We start from the raw sequence: 23,356 nt of genomic DNA, 5'->3' as shown, positions 1-23,356 counted from the left end.
CCGAACCACCCGAAGAACAGGAGTTCCACCATGCGAACCACCACCACGAGGCGACTCGCCCTCAGCGGCCTCGCCGCCGTCGCGACGGCAGCACTCATCGGCTTCGGCACCACCGCCGCGAGCGCCGCCACCACCGATGCCGCAGGCTCCGGCTGGATCCGTGTCGGCCACCTCTCGGCCGACACCAAGACCGTCGACGTGAAGCTGTCGGCACTCTCCGGCGGCGCGACCGTGTTCGAACTCGACGACGTCGCCTACGGCCAGGTCTCCCCCTACACCGACCTCGCCGCCGGCACCTACGTGGTGTCGATGGTGCCCGCCGGGGCTCCCGACAGCACGAAGCCGGTCATCAGCACCAACGTGACCATCACGGCCGGGGAAGCGGCCACCGTCGCCGCCTACGGTCCCAACAAGGACCTGCAGACGAAGGTGTTCGAGGACGACCTCACCGGTCCGGCCGAGGGTGCGGCGCGCATCCGGCTGATCCAGGCGTCGACCGATGTGAAGAGCGTCGACGTCAGCACCTCGACCGGCATGCCCATCGCGAAGGGCGCCACCACCGGCACGGCGACCGACTACGCGAGCGTCCCCGCCGGCCCGTGGGATCTCGAGCTGACCGGCGGCAAGCAGGCGGCGGAAGCCTCTGTGAACCTCGCGCCGGGCACCGTGAGCACGCTCTTCGTGCTCGACAACGCCGCAGGTGGCGTCACCCTCATGCCCGTCCTCGACAGCTCAGCGGCGGGTGACGCTCCCGAGGGTCCGGTGGAGACCGGTGGCGGAGGACTCGCCAAGGAGTCGTCGACGCTCGGGTCCGTCCTCGACGACCTCGACGCGAAGCTCGCCCGGCTCGTGCGCGACCTCGGGACGGCGGTGAGCTGACCATGAGCGCCAAGAAGACGATCGGCATCGCCGCGACCGCGGTCGCCGCGGTCACCGCGACCGCCGTGATCGCCTCGCTGGCGACCGGGTTCCCGGCGAACCTCCTCCAGGGTCCGACCGCGGCGTCCCCCGGCTCCGCCGACGCCGACGGTCAGCCTGGCCCGACCTCGACGGTCACGGACCGGACCACCACGGAGGCCGCCGACGCGTTCCTCGCCGACTGGGTCGACGATGGCCGCGTCGTGCGCCGGGACCAGGGCGACGACACGGTCAGCGAAGGGCAGGCCTACGGACTACTCGTCGCGGCCGGGGTCGGGGACGAGCAGTCCTTCACCGAGATCTGGGACTGGACCGAGCAGCACCTGCAGCGCCCCGACGGGCTGCTCGCCTGGCGGTGGAGCGACGGTGAGGTCGTCGACGACGAACCCGCAAGCGATGCGGACCTCGACGCCGCCCGCGCGCTCGTCATCGCCGGTACCCGCTTCGACGAACCGCGGTTCACCGAGGCCGGCGTCACGCTTGCCGGTGTGATCGCGGACCGCATGACCGCCGAGACCGCCGCGGGCCGGATCCTCCTGCCCGGCGTCTGGGCCGCAGCGACCGAGCCCTACGCGTACAACCCGTCCTACGCCTCCCCCGTCGCCTTCTCGGTGCTGGGTGCGGCGACGGGTGACCCGCGGTGGGCCGAACTGCAGGCGGGTTCCGCAGCGGTCACCACCACCCTGCTCGACGAGAGCCCGCTGCCGCCGGACTGGGCCCAGGTGCACGCCGACGGCTCCGTCGATGCCATGCCCGGCGCGGCAGGGACCGGGCAGAGCGTCCGCTACGGCTACGACGCGGCCCGACTCCCGATCCGCTACGCCGAGTCCTGCGACACCGCCGACCAGGCGACGGCCGCCCGCCTCGCCTCGACCCTCGCGCGGTCGAAGGAGCTGCGGGCGGAGACCGACCTCGGCGGATCACCACTGACCTCGGACGTGCACCCGCTCGCCCTCCAGGCCCGAGCGGCCGCGCGTGCCGCCGTGGGCAACCTGCCGGAGTCGGCGGACGACCTCCGTGCCGCCGACGAACTCGCGCAGGAGGTGCCGAGCTACTTCGGCGCCGCCTGGGCAGCCCTCGCGCCCATGATGCTCACCACCGGTGAGCTGGACGGGTGCCCGCCGCTCACCGAAGGAGCCACCTCATGATCCGCGCACACCGCCGGACGATCGGCACGCTCGCCGCGGCCGGAGCACTCCTCACGGCGCTCGCCCTCTCGGGCTGCGCCACGACGCACGCCGGGCAGACACCGACCTCGCCGAACGCCGCCGACGGGCCCATCACCTCCTCGGAGGCGACCGACCGTGGCGCCGCCGGTGCGAAGCAGGACCCGGTCGCCCAGGCGCCGGCCGCCGATGTCAGCGCGCTGAGCGTGAGCCGGGTACAGATTCCGTCGATCGGGGTCGACGCGGCGGTCGAACCGCTCGAGCGCGATGCGTCCGGTGTCCTCCTGCCGCCGGTCGAGTGGGAGGACGCCGGGTGGTATCGCGCCGGCGTCCTGCCCGGCCAGGTGGGGCCCGCGGTCATCGCCGGTCACCTCGACACGACCCTCCGCGAGGCGGTGTTCGTCCACCTCAAGCAGCTTGTGGCGGGCGACCAGGTGACGGTCACGATGTCCGACGGCTCGACCGCCACCTACGCCGTGGACCGCGCCATCGACGTCGAGAAGAAGACCTTCCCCACCGAGGAGGTCTACGGACCGACGCCCGACGCGCAGCTCCGGCTCATCACCTGCAACGGACCCTTCGACGACGCCGCGAACACCTACGCGAACAACTACGTCGTCTTCGCGTCGCTCGTCGGGACGACCCCGTAGCGCCGCTCCCCACCCCTCGCTCCTGTCGAGGGGCCGCCCCCTCCGAACCACTCCCAACGACCCGAAAGGAACCGACGTGAACCGCTCCCTCGTCGTCATCCCCACCTACAACGAACTCGACAACCTGCAGCCGATCGTGAACCGCACGCTCGCCGTCGCCGGGGTAGACATCCTCGTCGTCGACGACTCCTCCCCCGACGGCACCGGGTTCCTCGCCGAGCAGCTCGCCGCGCAGCACCCGCAGGTGCACGTGTTCCACCGGGCCGTGAAGGACGGGCTCGGCGGGGCGTACCTCGCGGGCTTCGCCTGGGCGCTCGCGCGCGGCTACGAGGTCATCGTCGAGATGGACGCGGACGGCTCCCACCACCCCGAGGACCTGCCCCGCCTGATCGGACTCCTCGACGACCACGACCTCGCGCTCGGCTCGCGCTGGGTCCCGGGTGGCGTCGTCGAGAACTGGCCCGCGCATCGGCTCGCGCTGAGTCGCGGCGGCAACCTCTACACGAGACTCGCCCTCGGGATCGGTGTCGCCGACGCGACCGGCGGGTTCCGCGCGTTCCGCAGCGAGGCGCTGCGCCGGATCGACCTCGCCGACGTCGCGTCGCAGGGGTACTGCTTCCAGGTCGACCTCCTCTGGCGGGCGCTGCAGCGCGGGCTCCGGGTCGTGGAGACGCCCATCGTCTTCACCGAACGGGTGTCTGGCGAGTCGAAGATGAGCGGCGGCATCGTCTCCGAGTCGCTCAAGAAGGTCACGATGTGGGGCGTGCGTCGCCGCCTGCAGGAGGTCCGTGCGCTGCTGCACGGCCACCCGCTCCCATCCGTGCGTGTGCTGTCCACCCGCTGAGACCAGGTGGTGCGGGCGACGACGACCACGGGCCGACGAGGGCTGCACATCTTCCCAGGTCCTTCCGGTTCCGCCGCCCTCCCCGGAGTCGTAGCGTGAGGGCATGACCAATCGCACGCGCACCCCGCAGCACCCCATCGGTTCCGGCTTCGGCCACTCGAGCACCGCGGCGGAGGTGCTCGAGGGCATCGACCTCACCGGCAAGCTCGCCATCGTCACCGGCGGCTACTCCGGTATCGGCCGTGAAGCCGTCCGTGCCCTGGTCGGCGCGGGTGCCCAGGTCATCGTCCCGGCACGGCGCCCGGAGACCGCTCGCGAGGAACTCGCCGGCATCGACGGCGTGGAGGTCGACGAGCTCGACCTGGCCGACCTCGCGAGCGTCGAGGCGTTCGCCGACCGCTTCCTCGCCACGGGCCGGGGCATCGACCTCGTCATCACGAACGCGGGCGTCATGGCGGCTCCCGAGACGCGTGTCGGTCCCGGCTGGGAACTCCAGTTCGCGACGAACCACCTCGGCCACTTCGCCCTCGTCAACCGCCTCTGGCCCGCCATCGTCAAGGGCGGTTCCTCGCGGGTCGTCGCGTTGTCCTCCAGCGGCCACAAGCGCTCGGGGATCCGCTGGGACGACGTCCAGTTCGAGCACGGCTACGACAAGTGGGAGGCCTACGGGCAGGCGAAGACCGCCAACGCGCTCTTCGCCCTCCAGCTCGACACGCTCGGTGCCGAGGAGGGCGTCCGCGCGTTCTCCGTCCACCCCGGTGGCATCCTCACGCCGCTGCAGCGGCACCTGCCCCGCGAGGAGATGATGGCGCTCGGCTGGGTCGACGCCGACGGCAACCTCCTCGTCTCGGGGTTCAAGTCGCCCGAGCAGGGTGCCGCGACGGAGGTCTGGGCCGCGACCTCGCCGTCGCTCGACGGCCTCGGCGGGGTGTTCTGCGAGGACTGCGACATCGCCGGCCCGGCCGGGGAGACCGCGGTCTCCCCGGCCTCCGGTGTCGCCGACCACGCGACCGATCCGGAGGAGGCGGCCCGCCTCTGGGCGCTCTCCGCCGAACTCACCGGGGTCGACGCCTTCGCCGCGCGCGACTGATCGGCCGGCGCCACCCCTTGCAGCCACCCGCCCACGGACCTACCGTGAGAGCGGATCAGCGCGACGATGCGCGAGACGGAGACCGCCCAGGCGGATCTCGGAAGGAGCACCCCATGAGTGACCAGAACGCCGACATCAACAACCCGGGCCCACACGACGAGGCCGTCGACGACGCGGCGGCCGAGCGCGTGGCCTCCACGACGAACCCCGGCCCGCACGTCGCCGCCGACGACCCCGCGGCGAGCGGCGAGGCCGACATCACGAACCCCGGCTCGGAGACCGAACGCGACGCTGCGGCCGAGCGCGAGGCGGAGCGCGTCGCGAACATCACCAACCCCGGCCCAAGTTCCTGACCCCACCGACCCTTTCTCAGGAGTTCGCCGGCGCGTCGGTCCGTTTCCCGGGCGGCGCGCCGGAGGACTCCTGAGAACGGTCAGGCAGCTTCAGCGGTCGGCGCGAGGCGGAGTGCGTCGCCGACATCACCAACCCCGGCCCAAGTTCCTGACCCCACCGACCCTTTCTCAGGAGTTCGTCGGCGTGTCGATCCGTCTGTCGGGCGGCGCACCGGAGGACTCCTGAGAACGGTCACCCAGCTCTAGTGGTCGGCACGAGGCGGCCGCAGGCGCGTCTCCTCGATGTCGAGCATCGTCTGCGCCTCGGCGAGGATGCGCGACGGGTACGCACCGCGCGCCCGGGCGTCGAGGAGCCGCTCACGCTCGGCCTGCACGACGGCGAGGCGCAGCTGGCGGTAGAGCCGGTGCGGTGTCTCGGCGTGCGTCTCACTCGGCGAGACCGACTCGCGCGAGCGTTCCCAGGCGGCTTCCGCCCGCAGGAACGTCGACTGCCGGACGCGTTCGAGCAGATCGGGGTCGATCTCCTCCTCGATGCCGACCGCCGATGCCGGGTCCTCCAGCACACTGATGCCCGCGTAGCTGATCTCGTCGAGCAGGATCGCGAGCTGTCGACGGTCCTCGGACTCGTCGATCCCCTGCACCTTGAGCAGGCGGATGAGCCACGGCAACGTGCCGCCCTGGACGACGAGCGTCACCACGGCGACCGTGAAGGCGATGAGGACGAGCTGCTCGCGGTACGGGGTGCTCTGCGGCAGTGACTGTGCCGCGGCGAGCGTCACGACGCCGCGCATGCCCGACCAGCTGAGGATGACGCCACCCCGCCAGTCGATCTGCTCCAGCCGCAACTGCTCGAGGTCGGCGCGCTGCCGCTCGTAGGCGCGCTCCCGACGCCGCCGTCGATGCCATCGGCGGTTCTGTCTCGGGAACCGTTCCGAGTACCCCATCGACAGCCACCGTTGCAGGGTCTGCCGCTCAGCCCAGCGTTCTCGTGCACGGAGCCCGAGCACCAGCGGGCCCACCCACAGGAACCGCAGCGCGATGAGCGCGGCCGTCGCGACCAGACCGATCCCGATGGACTCCTCGACGGACAGGATCTCCGCGTCGACGGCGCCGATGAGCGTCCGGATCTCGAGTCCGATGAGGAGGAACACGGCGTTCTCGAGCAGGAACTGGATGGTCCGCCAGTTGATGCGGTCGCTGATCCGCGCCTGGGCCGAGAACGCGGCCGAGCTCGCGTGCCCCGTGTACAGGCCGGCGATGACGACGGCCAGCACGCCGGACCCACCGAGCGCCTCGGTCGGCATGAACGCCACGAACGGGACGGCGATGGAGATCGCGGTGTCGAGGACGGAGTCGTTGAGCTTCGACCGCAGCCAGACGGTGACGTATCCGGCGATGAAGCCGACGATGATCGCCAGGACGACCGCGTAGACGAAGTCGCCGACCGTCGCCCACGGCGTGAGCATGCCGCCGGCTGCCGCAGCGCTCGCCGATCGGAGGAGCACGAGCGCGGTCGCGTCGTTCACGAGCCCCTCGCCCTCGAGCACCGTCAGGAGGCGGGGCGGGAGGCCGAGACGGCGTCCGATGGAGGTCGCCGCGACCGCGTCGGGCGGGCTGATGATCGCGCCGAGGGCGATGGCGGCGGCGAGGTTGAGGTCGGGCAAGAGGCTGAAGAGGAGGAAGCCGACACCGAACGCGGTGACGATGACGAGCACGACGGACAGACTCGTGATGGTGGCGAGGTTGCGGCGGAAGTCCATGATCGGGACGCTGATCGCCGCGGCGTAGAGGATCGGCGGCAGGACGACGTCGAGCACGAGTTCCGGTTCGACCTCGATCTCCGGGACGCCCGGGAGGTACGAGAGCCCGACACCGACGATCACGAGGATGATCGGTGCGGCGACGCCGAGCTTGCGGGAGAAGGCCGCGACGGCGACGATCACCGCGATGCCGACGACCGCATACACCCCGAGTTCCATAGCGATCAGGCTATCGGTCGCTCGACCGACCCCATCCCGACGGGCGTCGTGGGTGCCGGAGCCTACTCGAGCAGGCCCCGGATGTCCTCCGCGGTGAGCGCCTGGCTGAAGACCGCGTCGTCGTCGAGGACCGCGGCGAAGAGCTCCGACTTCTTCGCCTGGAGCGCCATCACCTTCTCCTCGATCGTGTCGGCGGCGACCAGTCGGTAGACCATGACGTTCTCCGTCTGGCCGATGCGGTGCGTGCGGTCGATGGCCTGCGCCTCTGCTGCCGGGTTCCACCACGGGTCGAGCAGGAAGACGTAGTCAGCCTCGGTGAGGTTGAGGCCGAACCCGCCGGCCTTCAGGCTGATGAGGAACACGGGGGCGTCACCGGTGCGGAAACGGTCGATGACCTCACCCCGACGACGGGTGGACCCGTCGAGGTACTCGTACGCGATGCCCTGCTCCTCGAGCCGACGAGCGGCGGTGCCGAGGAAGCTCGTGAACTGGCTGAAGATGAGCGCGCGGTGGCCCTCGGCGACGACGTCGTCGAGCTGTTCGAGGAGTGCGTCGAGCTTGCTCGAGGGGATGCCCGCGTGCTCCTCAGGGTCGATGAGGCTCGCGTCGAGGCTGAGCATGCGGAGGAGTGTGAGCGATCGGAACACGATGAACCGGTTGCGGTCGAGGTCGTCGACGAGTCCGAGGAGTTTCTGCCGTTCGCGTTGGAGGACGAGGTCGTAGAGCTTGCGGTGGGCCGGTGCGAGCTCGATGCGCAGCACCTGTTCCTGCTTCGGCGGCAGTTCGGGCGCGACCATCTCCTTCGTCCGGCGCATGAGCAGCGGTCGGATACGTCGGCGCAGGGTCTGCAGCCGACTCGAGTCGAGCCCCTTGCCGATCGGCTTGACGTAGTGCTCGGTGAAGCGCGGCGCTGACGCGAACAGGCCCGGCGCGACGATCGACAGCAGTGACCAGAGCTCCATGAGGGTGTTCTCGATGGGCGTGCCGGTGATCGCGAGCTTGAACGGTGCCCGGAGGTCGACCGCGCACTCGTGCAGCTTGGCGCGGTGGTTCTTCACGAACTGCGCCTCGTCGAGGATGAGCCCCGACCACTCGACCGCCTGATACGCCGCTGCGTCGAGCCGGAACAGCGCATAGCTCGTGACCACGATGTCGGCGCCTGCCGCGAGGTCCGCGATCGACGCGCTGCCTTTCGCCTGCGTGGCCGTGATGCTGCGGACGACGAGGCCGGGCACGAAGCGCGTGGCCTCGGCGACCCAGTTGGAGACGACCGACGTCGGGGCGACCACGAGGAACGGTGGTGCCGTGGACCCGGTGGTCTCGCGCGCGTGGGCGACGAGGGCAAGCGTCTGGAGCGTCTTGCCGAGGCCCATGTCGTCGGCCAGGATGCCGCCGAGTCCGTGCTGCCAGAGGAACGCGAGCCAGCGGAAGCCCTCGACCTGGTAGGGCCGGAGGTCGGCGTGGAGTCCCGACGGCAGCGGGGTGTCGGGGACCGCTTCGATCGCGTTGAGTCCGGCTGCGGCCTCGCGCCAGGAGACGGCCTGCTCGGTCTCGTCGGCGAGGTCTTCGAAGTCGGCCCAGAGGCTCGCCTGGTAACGGCTGATGCTCGGCTTCGTCTCCCACTCCTTGAGCGCGGCCGCCTCGGTGAGCAGCTCGCGCAGGCGGTCGAAGGCGGGGTGCTCGAGCGAGAGGTAGGTGTGGTCGACCATGAGCAGCTTCGTGCGCCCCTTCGAGAGGGCTTTGAAGAGGGGCTCGAAGGGGACGCTGTACTCGCCGATGTGGATGACGATCCCGAGGTCGAACCAGTCGCGCTGCTCCGTCTCCACCGTGGTGACCGAGATGTGAGGTGTGCCGGTGAGCTCCCGGTACTCGGGGCGGTCGCCGGACACCTCGACGAGGACGTCGTCGAGCGATTCGAGGACGGGCAGGGTGCGCTCGGTGACGAGTGCCGCGTCGAACTCCGTCAGGACCTGCGGCCTGGGCGGCCAGACGCCCGGGGTCGTGAGCTCGTCGAACGAGCCGGCGGCGAGCGCGCGGCGTTCCGGTTCCGCTGCGGCGGCGATGGCGGCACCGACCCGGTCGAGGATGGCCCGTTCCGCGCGTTCGTCGCGGAGGACCTCCGCTGCGGCAGTGCCGGTGGCGGCGTCGGTCGGCGCGCCGTTCGGCACCGTGGACACGAGTGGTCGCCCTGCGGCGAGCGCCGGGGTGCCGCCACCGATCGGGACGCGCTGCGCCGGGGCGTACTGCCAGAACCAGGCGAGGCGAAGGGTCTGCTTCGGTTCGAACGAGGCCGCGAGCACGAGCACCGGTGGCACGATCTCGGGGAGGGCGACGGTGCCGTCCGTCGAACTCAGCGAGATGCTGCGGCGGAGTCGTGGGACGTAGTGCTCGAGGAACTCCGCCACCTCGGCTTCGGGGACCACGACGGGCTCGCCTGGCCCGAGGAGTCCGCGGGCCTCGTCCGTCAGCGGTTCGGCGAGGGGTGCGAGCACGAGCGCCTGCTGGGGTTCGAGCGTGTAGTGGTAGAGCCCGTGGTCGCCGAGGGCTCCGCTCGTGGCGGCATCGACGTCGGTGCCGTCGATCGTCACGACCGATCGGAGGACCACGCCCTCGCCGTCGTGCGCGGCGTCCAGTCGGATGGCGGCTGCGGTGCCGAGGGTGACCCTGCCCTTGCGCGTGCCGACGAGTTCGATCCCGAGTTGGGCCGCCTCATCGAACAGATGCCAGAGGACAGGGCTGCCGAAGTCGTCGAGGACGAGCCAGTCCGAGTCACCGGCGCCGGCGTAGGCACCGGCCGGCGGACGGGTGGCACGCAGGAGCGCCTGGAACTGCGTGAACCACTGCTGGTGCGCCGGATCGAGCGACAGCCGGTGGCCCTGGTGCGTGAACGAGGTCCACGAGATCGTCGACTTCACGAAGCCGCCGCCGGCCTTCCTGACCACGGGTCGGACAGCGATCCGGCGGGGGTGCCGCGGCTCGGGCGGGCCGTCGGCCGTGCGGGAGGTCGGTCCGCGCCAGCGTTCGGCGGTGCGCGGGATGCTCTCGCGGACCTCGAACTGCAGGCCCATGGCCGTCGGTGCCGTGGCGCGACCGGCGTCGCCGGCGAGGGAATCGAGTCGGTTCCGCCAGCTGGGCGGCGCCGGCGGCGTTTGCGGACTCGGGGTCCACTGTGCTGCTCGTCGTTCCGCCTCCGGACGCCAGGCGTCAGGGAGGTCGTCGAGCTCGTCGAGGGCGTACATCGGCTGGTGCTCGGCCGGTTCGTCGAGCGCGGGGTCGTTGATGGGCGCGGTCCAACGCCGGTCGGAACGCCAGGACGCCTCCTTCACCGACGGCGGCCGCTGTGGGGCCACCCACCGGTCGGAGCGACCTTCGGCCCGGAGGTGGGCCGCGTTGCTGTGCAGCAGGGTGGCGACGATGTGCTTGCAGTCACCGCGCAAGGGGCACGAACAGGCGCTGCCTTCGATCCGTGCGAACCCGCCGGTGTCGTCGCCGAGGTCGATGATGCAGGCGTACGGGACGTCGGTGGAGCCTTCGACGATCCCGTGGAGCCGACGCTTGTCGGGGTCCCAGTCGGCAGCGGTGACCCGGCCGTCCCTCGCGTAGACCCGGCCGCGGTCGAACGCCACCCGCCCGACGAGCCGGACGAGGTCGGCCACGTCGACCAGTGGTGCGGGCTCGGGAGTCATCGCCCCATGGTCTCACGCACGACGGACACCCTTCCCTCGGGCCAGCGCGGTGCGCTGACGCGAGCGCGGGTCTCCGACGTGAGCGCGCCCCTCCACACCTGTGGGTCGCGGTCGGTCCAGCGCCCCGCGCTGACCACAGCACCGCCCGAGGCACGTCCGGCGGCTCGTAGAATGAAGCAATGACCTCTCTCCCCCACGACGAGCCTGCGAACCACGCTCCCGGCGACGACGCGGGCATCGATCCCACCGATCTCGAGGTCACACTGCGCGTCCTCCAGACCATGGCGACGATGGACGAGGAGCACCCCGACTACCTCCAGGTGCGCCGCGCCACCGCCAAGATGTTCAAGGCGGTCAAGAAGGAGCGCCGACTCGACCGTCGGGCCCGGATCGCCGACGCCGACCGCGCCGTGATCGCCGCCACCGCGACGGGCGCCCCCGACCGCATCGACGACGAGACGCGGGGCATTCCGCTCGCCACCACCACGACGGCTCCGACCGCCGGCGAGCTGCTGGTGCCGCGCAACTGCTACATCTGCAAGCAGCCGTACACGACGGTCGACGCGTTCTACCACCAGCTCTGCCCGCAGTGCGCGGCGATGAGCCACGCGAAGCGCGACGCCCGCACCGACCTCACCGGCAAGCGCGCCCTCCTCACGGGTGGCCGCGCGAAGATCGGCATGTACATCGCGCTGCGGCTCCTGCGCGACGGCGCCCACACCACCATCACGACGCGGTTCCCACGCGACGCCGTCCGACGCTTCAGCGCGCTCCCCGACAGCGCCGACTGGCTGCACCGCCTGCGCGTGGTCGGCATCGACCTCCGCGACCCGGCCCAGGTCATCGCCCTCGCGGACTCCGTGGCCGAGCAGGGACCGCTCGACATCCTCATCAACAACGCCGCGCAGACGGTGCGCCGCACGAAGGGCGCGTACCAGCCGCTCGTCGACGCGGAGCTCGCCCCGCTGCCCGACGGCCCACTGCCCGAGCTCGTCACCTTCGGCCACACGAACGACGCACACCCGCTGTCGCTCGCGGCGTCGGTGTCCGCCCACCCGATCCTCGCCGCTGCGGCCGCCAAGGCCGACGCCCTCACCGAGGCGGCCATGACGGCCGGGTCGTCCTCGCTCGAACGCCTCGCCGCCGGCACCGCGATCGACGCCGGCGGACTCGTGCCCGACGTCGACCACAGCAACAGCTGGGTGCAGAACGTCGACCAGGTCGAGCCTATCGAGATGCTCGAGGTCCAGCTGGCGAACGCGACCGCCCCGTTCATCCTCATCAGCCGCCTGCGTGCCTCGATGGCGGCCTCCGACTTCCCGCGCACCTACGTGGTCAACGTCTCCGCGATGGAGGGCGTCTTCGGTCGCGGGTACAAGGGTCCAGGCCACCCGCACACGAACATGGCGAAGGCCGCGCTGAACATGCTCACCCGGACGAGCGCGCGGGAGATGTTCGAGACCGACGGCATCCTCATGACGAGTGTCGACACCGGCTGGATCACCGACGAGCGCCCGCACCCGACCAAGGTGCGACTGGCGGAGGAGGGCTTCCACGCCCCGCTCGACCTCGTCGACGGCGCGGCGCGGGTGTACGACCCGATCGTCCGCGGCGAGGCCGGCGAGAACCTCTTCGGCGTCTTCCTCAAGGACTACCGCCCGAGCTCCTGGTGAGCTTCCAGGCTCGGTCGTGGTCGAGGACCCGGCGATGATCGGTCCGGCGGCCGTCAGCTTCCTCCGGGAGGCACCGCTCGGCTCGCGGGTCGTCGTGCGCTTCGCACTGCCCGAGGGCGCCGAGGCGGGTGCGACCGACGCCCTCGGCGAGCTCGTCGAGCGGTCGGCGACGGGCTGCACGGTCGAGACCAAGCGCGGACCGGTCGTGATCGCCGATGCCGACGTCATCGCGGCGAAGCCCGTCCCGCCGGCACCGGCACCACGGGAACGTCGCCGCTCGCCCTAGGCTGGGCCGATGAGCAGCGAAGTCACCCAGGACCCGTCGCCGACGCAGCATCGCGTCGAAGTGACACTCCGACGTCCCTGGTACGGCGCTTTCCAGCGTCCGACGGTGGTGTTCGACGGGCGCGGCCAGCCGGCGCAGTGGGGCACGGGGAGCTGGCAGGTCGGCGGGACGGACGTCTCCTTCGAGGTCTTCCTCTTCAACCGGGTCTGGCGGTACGGCGCAGCCCGGACCACCTTGACCGCCGGCGTCGACACGTCGCTCGTCTACCGCGCCCCGCTCCTGCCGTTCCTCCCCGGTCGGTTCACAGCGAGCTGAGCGGTGGCTCGGAAGCCCGTCGGCGGCCGCCCCTAGGCTGGCCCGATCACCCCATCACGCACGGGCATCGGGAGAACACGGCATGGCGAAACGCACCGGAACGACGGCACCACGGCTCGACCCCGTCCGTCTCCTCGGATTGACCGACGGCGACGAGGGCGCCCTCGACGCGCACGACAGCCTCGAAGGCCTGCGGTTCGCCGACCTCGACCTGTCGCACCGTGACCTCTCGGGCATCACGATCTCCGAGTCCTTGCTCACCGGCATTCGAGCCGACCAGACCGACTTCCGGGCGGCGTCGTTCCTCGACTCCCGGCTCGAGCGGTGGGACGCGCCCATCCTCCTCGCCCCACGGATTCGGCTGCGCGACGTCGAGCTGGAGGGCTCTCGGGTCGGTTCCGCCGACTGCTACGACGCGAACTGGCAGTCGGTGCGGGTCACCGGGTGCAAGCTCGGGTTCGTCAACCTGCGCGGGGCCGTGCTGCAGGATGTCCTGTTCGAGGACTGCACGATCGACGAACTCGACCTCGCCGATGCGACGGCCACCCGGGTGCGCTTCGTCGACTGCACCCTCAACAGTCTCGACGTCACGCGGGCGAGGCTCACCGACGTCGACCTCCGGACGCTCGAGCTCCGGCGCATCGCCGGCATCGAGCATCTGCGGGGCGCGACGATGACTCCGTTCCAGGTCGGCGAGCTCGCGGCGATGTTCGCCGAGCAGTTCGGCATACGAGTCGAGGACTGACCTCTCGGGTTGCGCCAGCGCGGTGCGCTGACGTCACCGCAGGTCTGACGCGTGGGCGCGGGTCTCCGGAGGCCCGCGCTCACGCGTGTGCCCCGCGCCCACGCCGGTTCCCCAGCGCTCGCGCCAGCGCACCGCGCTGGCACCCGAGCCATCGGCACCCGCTACCGGGGCAGACGGACCCCGATGCGCTCCAGGTGTGCGTTCGAGAAGGTGCCGGCCGGGTCCAACTCTTCGAAGAGGTCCCGTGCGTCGGCGAGCCGCGGCACGACCTCGGCGATGCGCTCGGCCGTCAGGAGGTTGAGCTTGCCCCAGTGCGGGCGGGCGCCGAAGGGCGCGAGGGCCTCCTCGATCGCGGGCAGCACCGCCCGGACCTCCTCGGGCAGGTTGCGCCACGTGAAGTGCACGGCGAGCATCTCCCGGTGGTACGCACCGCTCAGCCAGAGCTTGTCGGGCGCTGCCGTGCGCAGTTCGGTCACGAGCAGCAGCGGAGCGATGCGGTCGCCGAGCGCACGCAGGGCCGTGATCGCGGCGGGTCCGTCGGCGCGGTCGATGAAGTACTCGGTCTGGATCTCGTCACCGTTGCTCGGCGTCGACTCGAGCCGGAAGTGCGGCAGCCGTTCCCACCAGTCGCCGGGGACACCGCCCTGCAGGGTGAGGTTGTCGGGGTCCGTCTCGACGAGGTTGCCGGCGGTCAGGGAGTCCCGCTGCACGCCGAGCCACGACTCCGGGACCACGGGCAGCTCGTCGTCACCGGCGACCAGGCGGGTCTTCCACCAGATCTGCTCGACGGTGTCGCCGAGCCAGTTCGTGAAGATGCTGACGCTGTAGGCACCACCGGTGACACCCTCGAAGTCGGCGAGGACGGCGTCCCACGGGACGTCGCGGTAGACGTCCTGGCGCACACGATAGGCGGGCTGCACGTCGACCGTCACGCGCACCACGATGCCGTACGCGCCGAGCCCGACGACGAGTCCGTCGAAACCGGGGTCCCCACGACGGACGTGGACGAGCTCGCCCGTGGCGTCGACGTACTCGAGACCGCTGACGGCTGAGGACAGGATGCCGTTGTCGTTGCCGGACCCGTGGGTGCCGGTCGCGATCGCGCCGCCGATGGAGATGTGCGGGAGCGAGCCCATGTTGTGGAAGGCGAGGCCCTGTTCGGCGAGCCAGGCGGCGGCGATCCCGTAGCGGGTCCCGGCTCCGATCGTCACCGAGCCGGCGGCCTCGTCGAACACCGGGTCGGCGGGGATGTCGAGCACCGTGATGAGCGTGCCCTCGGAGTCGGCGAGGTCGGTGAACGAGTGTCGGGTGCCGAGGGCGCGGACGCGCGTGCCCGTCCTGGCAGCCTCCGCGACGAGTGCGCGGACCTCGTCGATCGACGTGGCGTTCACGATCCGCGGCGCTGCGAAGGTGTGTGTACCGGCCCAGTTGCGTTCAAGCGTCATGAGCGCAAGCTTGCCAGAGCCGGGACGACCCGCAGGCGTTCCCGAAACATTTCCGATCAGGCGGGCGGGGCGGCGTGCTTGTTCTCGAGCAGGATGCCGACGGAGACGAGCACGACCGCGCCGAGGAACTGCGCGATGATCCAGGGGATGCCGCTGAACGGGAGCGGGAGGACCGGGTTCCACACGATCGCGACGAGCAGCGTCGGGATCATCCAGAGCGGCTGCTTGGCCTGCCAGGCGAACACGGCCATGATGAGCGCGAGGATGCTCACCACGAACAGCACGATCGTGAAGGCGTCGAGTTCGAGCAGTGCGAGCCCGAGCATGAGCGCGACCGCACCCATGATGCCCGGGATGAGCGCCGGGCGAAGGGCGAAGGGTGCGGGTGCGGGGGTCGGACTCGGCATCCCACGAGTTTACGTGGAGTGGCGGGGCGTCGCCGAGCGGTGCGGCGGGGCCGATGCGGCACAATCACTGCATGGGGGTTCTCATCTACGGTGCCGGAAGTCACTACGACTTCGACGACCGCGTGCTCGCCCACCTCAGGGCGGCGATCGGCAACAAGCTGCGTCGTCGGGAGTCATTCTTCGTCGAGTGGACGAAGGGGGCTGTGGACGGCGGTGGACGGGTGAGCCTCTGGATCACGAGCGACGTCCCGCTGCAGTTCCGGTTCGCGCAGCCGGAGCCGCCGGTCAACCAGGCGTGGGTGCGCGCCCTGCTCGACTCCTCCTACACGCCGGGCGGCATGATGCTGACGCCAGAACCCAGCACTGCGACCGATCCGGAGACGGCGTGAGTGGAGGGCTTGCTCAGCGCTGCTCCACCAGCGCGGTGAGTTGCTCCGTGACGATCCCCCAGCCGGCGTGGAAGCCGAGTTCGAGGTGTTCGTCGCGCTGGGCGACCCCGCTGTGGAGCGCGGTCGCTCGGTAGCGGGTGCCGTCGGGGTGGTCAGCGAGGTCGATCACGGCGGTGATGAACGGCTGCTCGGCTGGCCGCCAGCCTGCGGTCAGCGCCGTCGTCCAGACCAGACGCTGCTCCGGAACGACCTCCAGCACGCATCCGGTGATCTGCGGCACGAAGTCGACGCCGTCCTCGCTGAACTCGGTGCGGAAGGACCCGCCGGGTCGCAACTCGAACTCGACGACCCGACACACCGCCGGTGCCGGCACCCACCACTGACCGAGCGTCGCGGGGTCGGTCCACGCCGCCCAGACGGCCGATCGCGGCGCGTGGATGATGCGCTCGACCAACAGGTCGCGCTCGTCGGCCGGTTCGGGTTGGGTGTGATCGGTGTCGGTCATGCGGTGCTCCTCCGTGGTCAGTCGGCGTCGTCCTCGACGCGGGCGAATCGCGGTCCCTCGTAGCCGTCGCGCGAGACGGGCTCGACGAACATCGCGAGCGGTCGCACCCACGACGTCGGCGGGGTCGTGGTCGTCCGGTAGAAGACGTACGGCTCCTCGGTCTCGCTGTGGCGTCCGACGCCGATGACCTCGTAGCGCGCACCCTTGAAGTGCCGGTAGGTGCCAGGCTCGACGCCGAAGGACTCGCCGTCGTCGGTGCTGGCCGTGCTGTCGTCGCTCATGTCGCGATTCTAGCCAGCGGGCGTCGCGGAGTCAGTGCTCGCTTCGTCGGCCCGGAGCTCGGACACGTGCCGCACCAAGTCCTGCATCTGACGGGGGAACGCCTCGCCGATGTCGATGCCGAACCGGTCGGCGAGCACGAGACACGACCAGATGGCATCACACAGTTCGTGCTCGAGCTGTTCGAGTCCGATGCCGTCGATGCGACGCGTCCCGTCGAGCGTCATCACGATCTTGGCGAGGTCACCGACGTCGCCGACGAAGCCGAGGGCGACCTCCTGGTTCGTCCACGGGCGTCCGATCCGCTTCGTGCTGAGATCGTCGTAGGCGGCGGCGACCTCCATCGCGTGGGCATTCAGCGTTGCGAAGTCCTGAGTCATCCCCAGAGCCTAGTGAGCGCGCAGCTTGGAGGCCCGACACTCACCCGGCGGTCGGCACGACGTCCCAGTGCTCGCGGATGAGCTTGTCGTCGACGCGGAAGATGTCCGCTGCCAGAACGGGGTCGTCCGCCTTCGCGCCCACGCTCTGCGAGAACGTCCACACGAGGTCGCCGTCGCTCAGCGAGATGACCGACTCCTGCGGCGGGAAGGTCGCGGAACCCGAGAAGAAGGACTTGAGCGCTGCCGTGCCGTTCGGTGCGACCGGGTTGTGCTGGAGGTAGGCGGGGTCGAAGGCCTTGTCGAGGATCGAGACGTCCTGGTCGCGGAACAGCGTGTTGTACGCGCTCACCGCGAACGTCCGGTTCTGCTCCTCCTGCGACTCCGACGGCGCGACCGCGGGCTTCGCCGGGTTGTAGAGGTCGCTGAACATCGTGTTGGTGTTCCCACTCGCGGGCGTCCCGGTCGCGATGGGCTGGTCGAACGCCCAGCGCTCCACGACGGCGCCGTCCCGCACCCGGAACAGGTCGACAGCGGCCTCGCCTGTTCGTTCATCGGCCGGGTCGGAGGCGACCTGGTAGTGCACGGCGACGAGGTCGCCGTCAGCCGCGGTGTGCTTGACGACCGCCTGCGCCCCGGGGACCCGCGTCCGGTCGGCGGTGAACTCGGCGAGGACGCCGCTCGGACCGGACTTCTGCCCGGAACCGTGCGCGACGGCGTCGGCCGCGACGAGCTTGTCGGTCGTGGCCACCGCTTTCGAGGAGGCGGGGTCGGGGAAGGCGTCCGTGTAGAGCGTGAGCACGGCGGCGAGGTTCTTCTGCTCGGCCTTCGAGTCGCTGCGGTCGCCCGTCGAGCCGCCGTCGGCACTTCCCTTCCGCGCCGACGAGACCGAGGACGACGGATCGGGCACGGCTGCCGAGGTGGCCTGGCACCCCGCAAGGAGGGAGACGCCGGCGAGGACGGCGGCGGTGCGGACGAGGGGGACGACGAAGGCACGTGATCTGGTCATGGAATCACTGTGCGACGGCGTTCTGAACCTCAGGTGAGGTGTCCCTGGGCTTCGCTGGGAATCCGTGTCTTTCAGTTCGACGGCGGTTACCGCCCCGCGAGGTCTTTCATTCCGGGTGTTTCATCGGATCTGCGCGGCTTCCCACGCCAACCGTCCGCGCCGAGCACGGTAGGCCGCTGCTCGCGAGGCGGTGGCTAAGATCCGCTCATGAATGCCCCTTCAAACAAGTGTCCATTGTCGACGAAGATCATCGGCAGTGTCGCTGGCCTGATCCTCATCGCCTTGATCATCTGGATAGCCGTGAACACCATTGGGAGGGTGTAGCGAGGACGCAGGCATTCCTTGCCCACAACAACGAAACCGTTCCGGCTGCAGGCCTGAGAACCCTCAGACTGGGCTAGCCGCTCGGCCGGGTCAGCCAGACGATGACGACAATCGTGATGACGACGATCAGAAACCCGATCGCTGCGCGGATGATTCGGCGGCGACTGAACGTGCCCTTCCGCAACGAGTCTCGGGACACGCGGTCCAGATTCGGGAAGATCGCCTGAAACGGCGGCTCGGGCTCTCCTGGTGGGCTCGGAGGCGCCGCTTCTCCCGTCGGCAGATGCGCGCTTCGGTCACGTTCCTCATCGAAGGTAGCCATATTCGACTCTACCGAGCACCGGTCCGGCCCCTGGTACGGTCGAAGCTTCGGCTGGACCCGGGGGCGGGGGAACTATGCAGGGTAGGGCACGTCGTCGTGCCTGGTCGACGGCGCTCATCATCACCATGGCTCTTGTTCTGGACGTCGCCATGCACGTCTATCCGCTACGCCTCCTGGCGCTCGACTTCGAACGGTTCGGCGGCACCGCGGTGCCGCCGAGTGAGGCTATGCAATTCCCGGAGGGCACCGAACTGCTTCGCGTGCGGAACGAATGCACGAACGCCGGTAACGGCGGTTGCTGGTCTCTCTTCACCGTGCGACCACCGATCGGTGAAGCGCGTGTCGCGTTCGAGGACACCTACCTCGTCGAGTTCGGACGAGTGCCCGGGACCCTCTGGGACCCGCAGCCGATCAGCGTCTCGGCAAAGGAGTTCGGCGACGACGTCTGGGTCGTGCGCGGCGACTATCGGCGGGACGCGCCCTAGCGGATGACGCCGGGCCTGCACCGAAAAGCCCCCTCCGTCCCGGTGTCGCTCGGGGATGCACGGGGCCTCATCGTGGCGGTACCGATGGGATTCAGTTCCATTTGCGCCGTCACGAAACCATCGCGCCCTTGCGAAAAGCCCCGCCAGATCAGCGCAAATGCCGGCGTCGCCTCACAGGTACACGCACCCGTCCACGGGGCGATCTGCACCAGAAATGCACCACGGCGCATGCGATCCGCTGCCGTGAAGACCCGGGTCCGATTGGACTTTGCTGACGCGTCGCCGTCTCAAGATCAGCTCACGCGCGGTCGGATGACGCCGGACCGAGGGGGACCGATCGCTCCACGCCACGCGCAGTTGAGCGCTGTAGAGTTTGGGACATGTCGAGTCCCGAGTCAGACAGGCCAGGGGTTGTCGGTCACACCGCCAGCCCCGTGAACCAGTAGTTGCGACGCCCACGATCGGTGTGCGCGTATTTCTGGCGTGCCCGGGGTACTGGCCGTGGTGACAAGAAGAACCATTTCTTGATCTCTCACCTCGGAGTACTCGATGCCTTTTGCTCTCTACATGCTTGCTCTGGCGGTTTTCGTCATGGGCACCTCAGAATTCATGCTCGCGGGATTGCTCCCCGCGATCGCGACCGAGCTTGACGTCTCGGTCGGCACGGCCGGCCTGCTGACCTCGGCCTTCGCGGTCGGTATGGTCATCGGCGCGCCAGTAATGGCGGCGTTCGCTCGCCGCTGGCCACCGCGGCTCACGTTGATCGTCTGCCTTCTCGTGTTCGCGGGAAGTCACGTGGTCGGAGCGATGACACCCGTGTTCTCGCTCCTCCTCATCACCCGGGTGCTCAGCGCTCTTGCAAACGCAGGATTCCTCGCCGTAGCACTGAGCACGGCAACTACCCTCGTGCCAGCGAACCAGAAGGGGCGGGCACTGTCGATCCTGCTCTCCGGCACGACGATCGCAACCGTCGCGGGTGTCCCCGCGGGGTCTTTGCTCGGCACAGCGCTGGGCTGGCGAACGACGTTCTGGGCGATCGCAATCTTCTCTATTCCGGCGGTCTGCGGAGTCATCCGAGGGATCACGAATAACGCCGGTCAGACCGATTCAAGCGCTTCCTCGCCACGGCTTCATGCCGAGCTCAGCCAGTTGGCACAGCCGCGGCTCATCCTGGCCATGGCACTTGGAGCGGTGATCAACGGAGGGACCTTCGCGGCATTCACTTTCCTCGCACCCGTCGTGACCGAGACCGCGGGGATGGCTGGTGGGTGGGTGTCCGTCGCGCTGGTGATGTTCGGCATGGGATCGTTCCTTGGCGTCACGATTGCAGGGCGACTGTCGGATCGACGCCCCGGCGTCGTGCTTGCGGTCGGCAGTCCGCTGCTGCTGACAGGCTGGATCGCATTGGCATTGGTCGCGTCGCATCCCGTCGCGCTGATCATCCTCGTCTTCGTTCAGGGCTTCCTGTCGTTCGGCGTGGGTAGCACCGTGATCACTCGTGTGCTGTATGCGGCGTCGGGTGCGCCAACGATGGGCGGTTCGTACGCAACCGCAGCATTGAACATCGGAGCTGCCGCGGGGCCCGTGCTTGGCGCGTTCGGGCTCGCGACCGGGCCGGGCTTACTCGCTCCGATCTGGATCGCATCGACGCTGACAGCGATCGCTCTCGTCATCATGCTCCTCGCGGGGCACGCGCTCACGAAGGCTGCTGCGGAGGCGAGTCGATGACTCACCCGAGTGCGCTTCTCAAGCTTCGTACATCCTCGACACCTGAGCCGTCATGCGAGGTCGGATCTGACCCCGTTCGAACCCCGCCGAATGAACCTTGATCGGCACACTTGTCCGAAGACCTGCATGACGCTCGCACCACGCCACAGCCAGAAATACAGAAAACCCCTGGACAACCAGGGGTTTTCTATGGCGGTACCGGTGGGATTTGAACCCACGGTGCTCTTTCAAGCACACAACTTTTCGAGAGTTGCACCTTCGGCCGCTCGGACACGGTACCGGGGTCGAGTGTAATAGAAGACGAGCGCCGACGCGAATTGAGCGATGCCGGTCATCCACAGGCGGCGCGGAGGGCCAGCGGTGTCGGCGGCCGCGCTTAGGCTGGCCGCATGGCCAAGGCACCCTCCCCCGCATTCCGCTGCACCGAATGCGGCTGGACCACCGCCAAGTGGGCCGGCCGATGCGGTGAGTGCCAGCAGTGGGGCACGGTCGTCGAAGCGTCGGCTCCCACCGGCGTCCTCGGCAAGCTGACGCCGATCCGCGCCACCGACGAGCGCGCCGCACGCCCCATCACCCAGGCCAGCGCCGACGAGGCACCACGCTGGTCGAGCGGCATCGCCGAGTTCGACCGGGTGCTCGGCGGCGGCATCGTCCCCGGCGCCGCGATCCTCCTCTCCGGCGAGCCGGGCGTCGGCAAGTCGACCCTGCTCCTCGAGGTCGCGTCCCGAGCGGCGAAGACCGGCGCCCGCGTCCTCTACGTCAGCGCCGAGGAGTCGGTCAGCCAGGTCCGCCTCCGCGCCGAACGCACCGGGGCCCTCCACGACGACCTCTACCTCGCCTCCGAGACCGACCTCGCCACCATCCTCGGCCACATCGACCAGGTGCAGCCCAAGCTCCTCATCGTCGACTCCGTCCAGACCGTCTCCTCCTCGCAGTCCGACGGCCTCGCCGGACAACCCGGCCAGGTCCGCGAAGTCTCCGCCGTGCTCACCCGCATCGCCAAGGAACGCGACCTCCCGATCCTCCTCGTCGGCCACGTCACGAAAGACGGCTCGATCGCCGGCCCCCGGCTCCTCGAGCACCTCGTCGACGTCGTGTGTCAGTTCGAAGGCGACCGCCACACCGCGCTCCGCTTCCTCCGCGCACAGAAGAACCGCTTCGGCGCCACCGACGAGGTCGGCTGCTTCGAGATGGCCGGCGACGGCATCGCCGAGGTCCCCGACCCGAGCGCCCTCTTCCTCAGCCAGAACGAGCCCGTGGCCGGCACCTGCGTCACCATCGTCATGGAGGGACGCCGCGCGCTCCCCGTTGAAGTCCAGGCGCTCATCAACAAGACGCAGGCACCGAACCCCCGCCGGGTCACCAACGGCGTCGACCCCTCACGTGTCGCGATGATCCTCGCCGTGCTGCACGGCCGCTACTCCTACGACCTCACCGACCACGACGTCTACATCTCCACCGTCGGCGGCGTGAAGATCAGCGAACCGGCAGCCGACCTCGCGATCGCCCTCGCCCTCGTCTCCGTCATCCGCGACCTCGCCCTCCCCCGCGACCTCGCGGCCTACGGCGAGATCAGCCTCAGCGGCGAAGTGCGCCCGGTGAGCGTGGCGAAGCAGCGCGGCTCGGAGGGCAACCGACTCGGCTACGAGCTGCTGCTCAACTCCGACGTCAGCAACGACCTCAAGTCGGTGCTGGGCATCGCGAAGACCGCAGCCGAGGCCGCACGGCCCGCCCGACGCGAACGCGAGCTCGACGCCGCCTTCTGAGCGCGCCCGCGCACCTGCTCCACGAACCAGGCCCGGGGGCGTGCTGCTCACAACTCCTGCGGACAGGTCCCGCAGGGCCACAGAACAGGACCTGCCGGGGTTCGGAGGACGACGTGCAGGAGTTGTGAACCGCGGACGACGCAGAGAGCGGGACTTGCGGTCGGGGTCGGGCTATTCGGCGGCCGGCGCCTCGAGCTCGAGGACCCGCAGCAGTTCCTCCGGCGAGGCCTGCAGCGAGTGCGGACCGGCGACGTCGAAGAGCACCGTCTCGATGTCGTCGCCGTAGGTGCGGAGGAAGCTCGCGAGCCAGGTGCCGTCGTGCAGGCCGACATAGGGAGGCAGGGCGGCCGGCTTGTTCTTCGCGTCGGAGAAGAGGAGCAGCGCGAGCCTCGCGGTCTCGGGCTGACGGAACATCCAGACCTCGCCGGTCTCCGTCGGCTTGTCGGGGTTACCCGGCTTCATGAGCGGGACGACGAACCGCCCGTTCCGCAGGGCGAGGGCCACGGCCACCATGTCGCCGGCGGCGAGGGCCGCGGCCAGGGGCTCGGAACGGAACTCGGGTCGCTTCTGCTTCGCCATGCGTCCATTGTCGCAGGCACCGAGAGCGCACGAAGC

Annotated in this window: 25 protein-coding genes and 1 tRNA gene; 15 read left to right on the top strand and 11 right to left on the bottom strand. The window is 69.9% G+C overall.

The window, feature by feature from the left end; genetic code table 11:
• Window positions 1-30: 30 nt before the first annotated feature.
• The 6 genes from ACLIME_RS00430 to ACLIME_RS00405 all read left to right on the top strand — a co-directional run bounded on the left by ACLIME_RS00430 (window position 31) and on the right by ACLIME_RS00405 (window position 5,021).
• Window positions 31-879, top strand: coding sequence for a DUF4397 domain-containing protein (locus ACLIME_RS00430; RefSeq protein ID WP_124768768.1), 849 nt, complete (start codon window positions 31-33; stop codon window positions 877-879).
• Window positions 880-881: 2 nt separating this feature from the next.
• Entirely contained in the window at window positions 882-2,066 is a 1,185-nt protein-coding gene (locus tag ACLIME_RS00425; protein ID WP_411557953.1) for a glycosyl hydrolase family 8, read from the top strand.
• The gene (locus tag ACLIME_RS00420) at window positions 2,063-2,734 is read left to right on the top strand and encodes a class F sortase (RefSeq protein WP_138946478.1); all 672 of its coding nucleotides are present in this window, start codon (window positions 2,063-2,065) and stop codon (window positions 2,732-2,734) included. The genes ACLIME_RS00425 and ACLIME_RS00420 overlap by 4 nt, the downstream gene beginning before the upstream one ends.
• A gap of 76 nt (window positions 2,735-2,810) precedes the next feature.
• Entirely contained in the window at window positions 2,811-3,578 is a 768-nt protein-coding gene (locus ACLIME_RS00415; protein WP_079705198.1) for a polyprenol monophosphomannose synthase, read from the top strand.
• 103 nt (window positions 3,579-3,681) lie between these two features.
• A complete protein-coding gene (locus ACLIME_RS00410) occupies window positions 3,682-4,668 on the top strand; it encodes an SDR family NAD(P)-dependent oxidoreductase (RefSeq protein ID WP_411557952.1) in 987 nt (328 codons plus the stop codon).
• Window positions 4,669-4,781: 113 nt separating this feature from the next.
• Window positions 4,782-5,021, top strand: coding sequence for a hypothetical protein (locus ACLIME_RS00405; RefSeq protein WP_086474520.1), 240 nt, complete (start codon window positions 4,782-4,784; stop codon window positions 5,019-5,021).
• Between the two features lie 242 nt (window positions 5,022-5,263).
• Here the strand turns inward: ACLIME_RS00405 and ACLIME_RS00400 are convergent, their stop codons facing one another.
• Together ACLIME_RS00400 and ACLIME_RS00395 are read right to left on the bottom strand one after the other, a co-directional pair.
• Window positions 5,264-7,000, bottom strand: a complete 1,737-nt coding sequence (locus ACLIME_RS00400) for a cation:proton antiporter (protein ID WP_411557951.1) — start codon at window positions 6,998-7,000, stop codon at window positions 5,264-5,266.
• Window positions 7,001-7,062: 62 nt separating this feature from the next.
• On the bottom strand, window positions 7,063-10,686 hold the full coding sequence (locus ACLIME_RS00395) for an SNF2-related protein (protein ID WP_411557950.1): 3,624 nt from the start codon (window positions 10,684-10,686) through the stop codon (window positions 7,063-7,065).
• 179 nt (window positions 10,687-10,865) lie between these two features.
• On the opposite strand from ACLIME_RS00395, the gene ACLIME_RS00390 reads away from it, so the two are divergent.
• The 4 genes from ACLIME_RS00390 (at window position 10,866) to ACLIME_RS00375 (ending at window position 13,705) form a co-directional block, all read left to right on the top strand.
• Window positions 10,866-12,359: an SDR family NAD(P)-dependent oxidoreductase gene (locus tag ACLIME_RS00390; RefSeq protein ID WP_064294305.1), complete on the top strand. Its 1,494-nt coding sequence runs from the start codon at window positions 10,866-10,868 to the stop codon at window positions 12,357-12,359.
• A gap of 34 nt (window positions 12,360-12,393) precedes the next feature.
• Window positions 12,394-12,645: a ferrous iron transport protein A gene (locus ACLIME_RS00385; protein WP_137242214.1), complete on the top strand. Its 252-nt coding sequence runs from the start codon at window positions 12,394-12,396 to the stop codon at window positions 12,643-12,645.
• A 9-nt stretch (window positions 12,646-12,654) separates the two neighbouring features.
• Window positions 12,655-12,960 (top strand): hypothetical protein, encoded by a 306-nt coding sequence (locus tag ACLIME_RS00380; protein ID WP_137242215.1) that lies wholly within the window; start codon window positions 12,655-12,657, stop codon window positions 12,958-12,960.
• A gap of 82 nt (window positions 12,961-13,042) precedes the next feature.
• Window positions 13,043-13,705, top strand: coding sequence for a pentapeptide repeat-containing protein (locus tag ACLIME_RS00375; RefSeq protein ID WP_411557949.1), 663 nt, complete (start codon window positions 13,043-13,045; stop codon window positions 13,703-13,705).
• 161 nt (window positions 13,706-13,866) lie between these two features.
• Here the strand turns inward: ACLIME_RS00375 and ACLIME_RS00370 are convergent, their stop codons facing one another.
• Window positions 13,867-15,150: an FAD-binding protein gene (locus ACLIME_RS00370; RefSeq protein ID WP_411557948.1), complete on the bottom strand. Its 1,284-nt coding sequence runs from the start codon at window positions 15,148-15,150 to the stop codon at window positions 13,867-13,869.
• A 56-nt stretch (window positions 15,151-15,206) separates the two neighbouring features.
• Window positions 15,207-15,557: a DUF6804 family protein gene (locus tag ACLIME_RS00365; RefSeq protein ID WP_124768760.1), complete on the bottom strand. Its 351-nt coding sequence runs from the start codon at window positions 15,555-15,557 to the stop codon at window positions 15,207-15,209.
• A 71-nt stretch (window positions 15,558-15,628) separates the two neighbouring features.
• On the opposite strand from ACLIME_RS00365, the gene ACLIME_RS00360 reads away from it, so the two are divergent.
• Complete coding sequence (locus ACLIME_RS00360) at window positions 15,629-15,946, top strand: hypothetical protein (protein WP_079705188.1); 318 nt, start codon at window positions 15,629-15,631, stop codon at window positions 15,944-15,946.
• A gap of 13 nt (window positions 15,947-15,959) precedes the next feature.
• On the opposite strand, the gene ACLIME_RS00355 is transcribed toward ACLIME_RS00360, so the two are convergent.
• The 5 genes from ACLIME_RS00355 to ACLIME_RS00335 form a co-directional block, all read right to left on the bottom strand.
• Window positions 15,960-16,451 (bottom strand): SRPBCC family protein, encoded by a 492-nt coding sequence (locus ACLIME_RS00355; RefSeq protein WP_411557947.1) that lies wholly within the window; start codon window positions 16,449-16,451, stop codon window positions 15,960-15,962.
• A 17-nt stretch (window positions 16,452-16,468) separates the two neighbouring features.
• Complete coding sequence (locus ACLIME_RS00350) at window positions 16,469-16,732, bottom strand: DUF1653 domain-containing protein (protein WP_086474529.1); 264 nt, start codon at window positions 16,730-16,732, stop codon at window positions 16,469-16,471.
• Window positions 16,733-16,741: 9 nt separating this feature from the next.
• Entirely contained in the window at window positions 16,742-17,110 is a 369-nt protein-coding gene (locus tag ACLIME_RS00345; RefSeq protein ID WP_229939433.1) for a nucleotide pyrophosphohydrolase, read from the bottom strand.
• A 40-nt stretch (window positions 17,111-17,150) separates the two neighbouring features.
• Window positions 17,151-18,116, bottom strand: coding sequence for a nuclear transport factor 2 family protein (locus ACLIME_RS00340; RefSeq protein WP_411557946.1), 966 nt, complete (start codon window positions 18,114-18,116; stop codon window positions 17,151-17,153).
• A 397-nt stretch (window positions 18,117-18,513) separates the two neighbouring features.
• Window positions 18,514-18,762 (bottom strand): hypothetical protein, encoded by a 249-nt coding sequence (locus ACLIME_RS00335; RefSeq protein WP_124768755.1) that lies wholly within the window; start codon window positions 18,760-18,762, stop codon window positions 18,514-18,516.
• Between the two features lie 125 nt (window positions 18,763-18,887).
• Here ACLIME_RS00335 and ACLIME_RS00330 point away from each other — a divergent pair, with 125 nt between their 5' ends.
• The 3 genes from ACLIME_RS00330 to ACLIME_RS00320 all read left to right on the top strand — a co-directional run bounded on the left by ACLIME_RS00330 (window position 18,888) and on the right by ACLIME_RS00320 (window position 20,975).
• A complete protein-coding gene (locus ACLIME_RS00330; protein ID WP_124768754.1) occupies window positions 18,888-19,247 on the top strand; it encodes a hypothetical protein in 360 nt (119 codons plus the stop codon).
• A gap of 483 nt (window positions 19,248-19,730) precedes the next feature.
• Window positions 19,731-19,775: a chloramphenicol resistance leader peptide gene (locus tag ACLIME_RS00325; protein ID WP_411558810.1), complete on the top strand. Its 45-nt coding sequence runs from the start codon at window positions 19,731-19,733 to the stop codon at window positions 19,773-19,775.
• A gap of 21 nt (window positions 19,776-19,796) precedes the next feature.
• Window positions 19,797-20,975 carry a Cmx/CmrA family chloramphenicol efflux MFS transporter gene (locus tag ACLIME_RS00320; RefSeq protein ID WP_411557945.1) on the top strand — a complete coding sequence of 393 codons (1,179 nt, stop codon included), beginning with the start codon at window positions 19,797-19,799 and terminating at the stop codon, window positions 20,973-20,975.
• Window positions 20,976-21,165: 190 nt separating this feature from the next.
• On the opposite strand, the gene ACLIME_RS00315 is transcribed toward ACLIME_RS00320, so the two are convergent.
• Window positions 21,166-21,255: transfer RNA gene (locus ACLIME_RS00315), tRNA-Ser, on the bottom strand.
• Window positions 21,256-21,364: 109 nt separating this feature from the next.
• Between ACLIME_RS00315 and radA the strand changes: the two genes are divergently transcribed.
• Window positions 21,365-22,741, top strand: a complete 1,377-nt coding sequence (radA, locus tag ACLIME_RS00310; protein ID WP_411557944.1) for a DNA repair protein RadA — start codon at window positions 21,365-21,367, stop codon at window positions 22,739-22,741.
• Window positions 22,742-22,912: 171 nt separating this feature from the next.
• Here the strand turns inward: radA and ACLIME_RS00305 are convergent, their stop codons facing one another.
• Window positions 22,913-23,320 (bottom strand): SseB family protein, encoded by a 408-nt coding sequence (locus tag ACLIME_RS00305; protein WP_079705172.1) that lies wholly within the window; start codon window positions 23,318-23,320, stop codon window positions 22,913-22,915.
• Between the last annotated feature and the right edge of the window lie 36 nt (window positions 23,321-23,356).

This window comes from Plantibacter sp. MPB07, from assembly GCF_046619465.1.
Classification (GTDB): Bacteria; Actinomycetota; Actinomycetes; order Actinomycetales; family Microbacteriaceae; genus Plantibacter; species Plantibacter auratus.
Note: the sequence above shows the minus strand (reverse complement) of the source record. Positions and strands in the feature narration are given on the sequence as shown.

Coding starts and splice junctions, on each gene's coding strand:
- ACLIME_RS00430 (WP_124768768.1), top strand. CDS start 31: ATGCGAACCACCACCACGAGGCGACTCGCCCTCAGCGGCCTCGCCGCC.
- ACLIME_RS00425 (WP_411557953.1), top strand. CDS start 882: ATGAGCGCCAAGAAGACGATCGGCATCGCCGCGACCGCGGTCGCCGCG.
- ACLIME_RS00420 (WP_138946478.1), top strand. CDS start 2,063: ATGATCCGCGCACACCGCCGGACGATCGGCACGCTCGCCGCGGCCGGA.
- ACLIME_RS00410 (WP_411557952.1), top strand. CDS start 3,682: ATGACCAATCGCACGCGCACCCCGCAGCACCCCATCGGTTCCGGCTTC.
- ACLIME_RS00405 (WP_086474520.1), top strand. CDS start 4,782: ATGAGTGACCAGAACGCCGACATCAACAACCCGGGCCCACACGACGAG.
- ACLIME_RS00400 (WP_411557951.1), bottom strand. CDS start 7,000: ATGGAACTCGGGGTGTATGCGGTCGTCGGCATCGCGGTGATCGTCGCC.
- ACLIME_RS00395 (WP_411557950.1), bottom strand. CDS start 10,686: ATGACTCCCGAGCCCGCACCACTGGTCGACGTGGCCGACCTCGTCCGG.
- ACLIME_RS00390 (WP_064294305.1), top strand. CDS start 10,866: ATGACCTCTCTCCCCCACGACGAGCCTGCGAACCACGCTCCCGGCGAC.
- ACLIME_RS00385 (WP_137242214.1), top strand. CDS start 12,394: ATGATCGGTCCGGCGGCCGTCAGCTTCCTCCGGGAGGCACCGCTCGGC.
- ACLIME_RS00380 (WP_137242215.1), top strand. CDS start 12,655: ATGAGCAGCGAAGTCACCCAGGACCCGTCGCCGACGCAGCATCGCGTC.
- ACLIME_RS00375 (WP_411557949.1), top strand. CDS start 13,043: ATGGCGAAACGCACCGGAACGACGGCACCACGGCTCGACCCCGTCCGT.
- ACLIME_RS00370 (WP_411557948.1), bottom strand. CDS start 15,150: ATGACGCTTGAACGCAACTGGGCCGGTACACACACCTTCGCAGCGCCG.
- ACLIME_RS00365 (WP_124768760.1), bottom strand. CDS start 15,557: ATGCCGAGTCCGACCCCCGCACCCGCACCCTTCGCCCTTCGCCCGGCG.
- ACLIME_RS00360 (WP_079705188.1), top strand. CDS start 15,629: ATGGGGGTTCTCATCTACGGTGCCGGAAGTCACTACGACTTCGACGAC.
- ACLIME_RS00355 (WP_411557947.1), bottom strand. CDS start 16,451: ATGACCGACACCGATCACACCCAACCCGAACCGGCCGACGAGCGCGAC.
- ACLIME_RS00350 (WP_086474529.1), bottom strand. CDS start 16,732: ATGAGCGACGACAGCACGGCCAGCACCGACGACGGCGAGTCCTTCGGC.
- ACLIME_RS00345 (WP_229939433.1), bottom strand. CDS start 17,110: ATGACTCAGGACTTCGCAACGCTGAATGCCCACGCGATGGAGGTCGCC.
- ACLIME_RS00340 (WP_411557946.1), bottom strand. CDS start 18,116: ATGACCAGATCACGTGCCTTCGTCGTCCCCCTCGTCCGCACCGCCGCC.
- ACLIME_RS00335 (WP_124768755.1), bottom strand. CDS start 18,762: ATGGCTACCTTCGATGAGGAACGTGACCGAAGCGCGCATCTGCCGACG.
- ACLIME_RS00330 (WP_124768754.1), top strand. CDS start 18,888: ATGGCTCTTGTTCTGGACGTCGCCATGCACGTCTATCCGCTACGCCTC.
- ACLIME_RS00320 (WP_411557945.1), top strand. CDS start 19,797: ATGCCTTTTGCTCTCTACATGCTTGCTCTGGCGGTTTTCGTCATGGGC.
- radA (WP_411557944.1), top strand. CDS start 21,365: ATGGCCAAGGCACCCTCCCCCGCATTCCGCTGCACCGAATGCGGCTGG.
- ACLIME_RS00305 (WP_079705172.1), bottom strand. CDS start 23,320: ATGGCGAAGCAGAAGCGACCCGAGTTCCGTTCCGAGCCCCTGGCCGCG.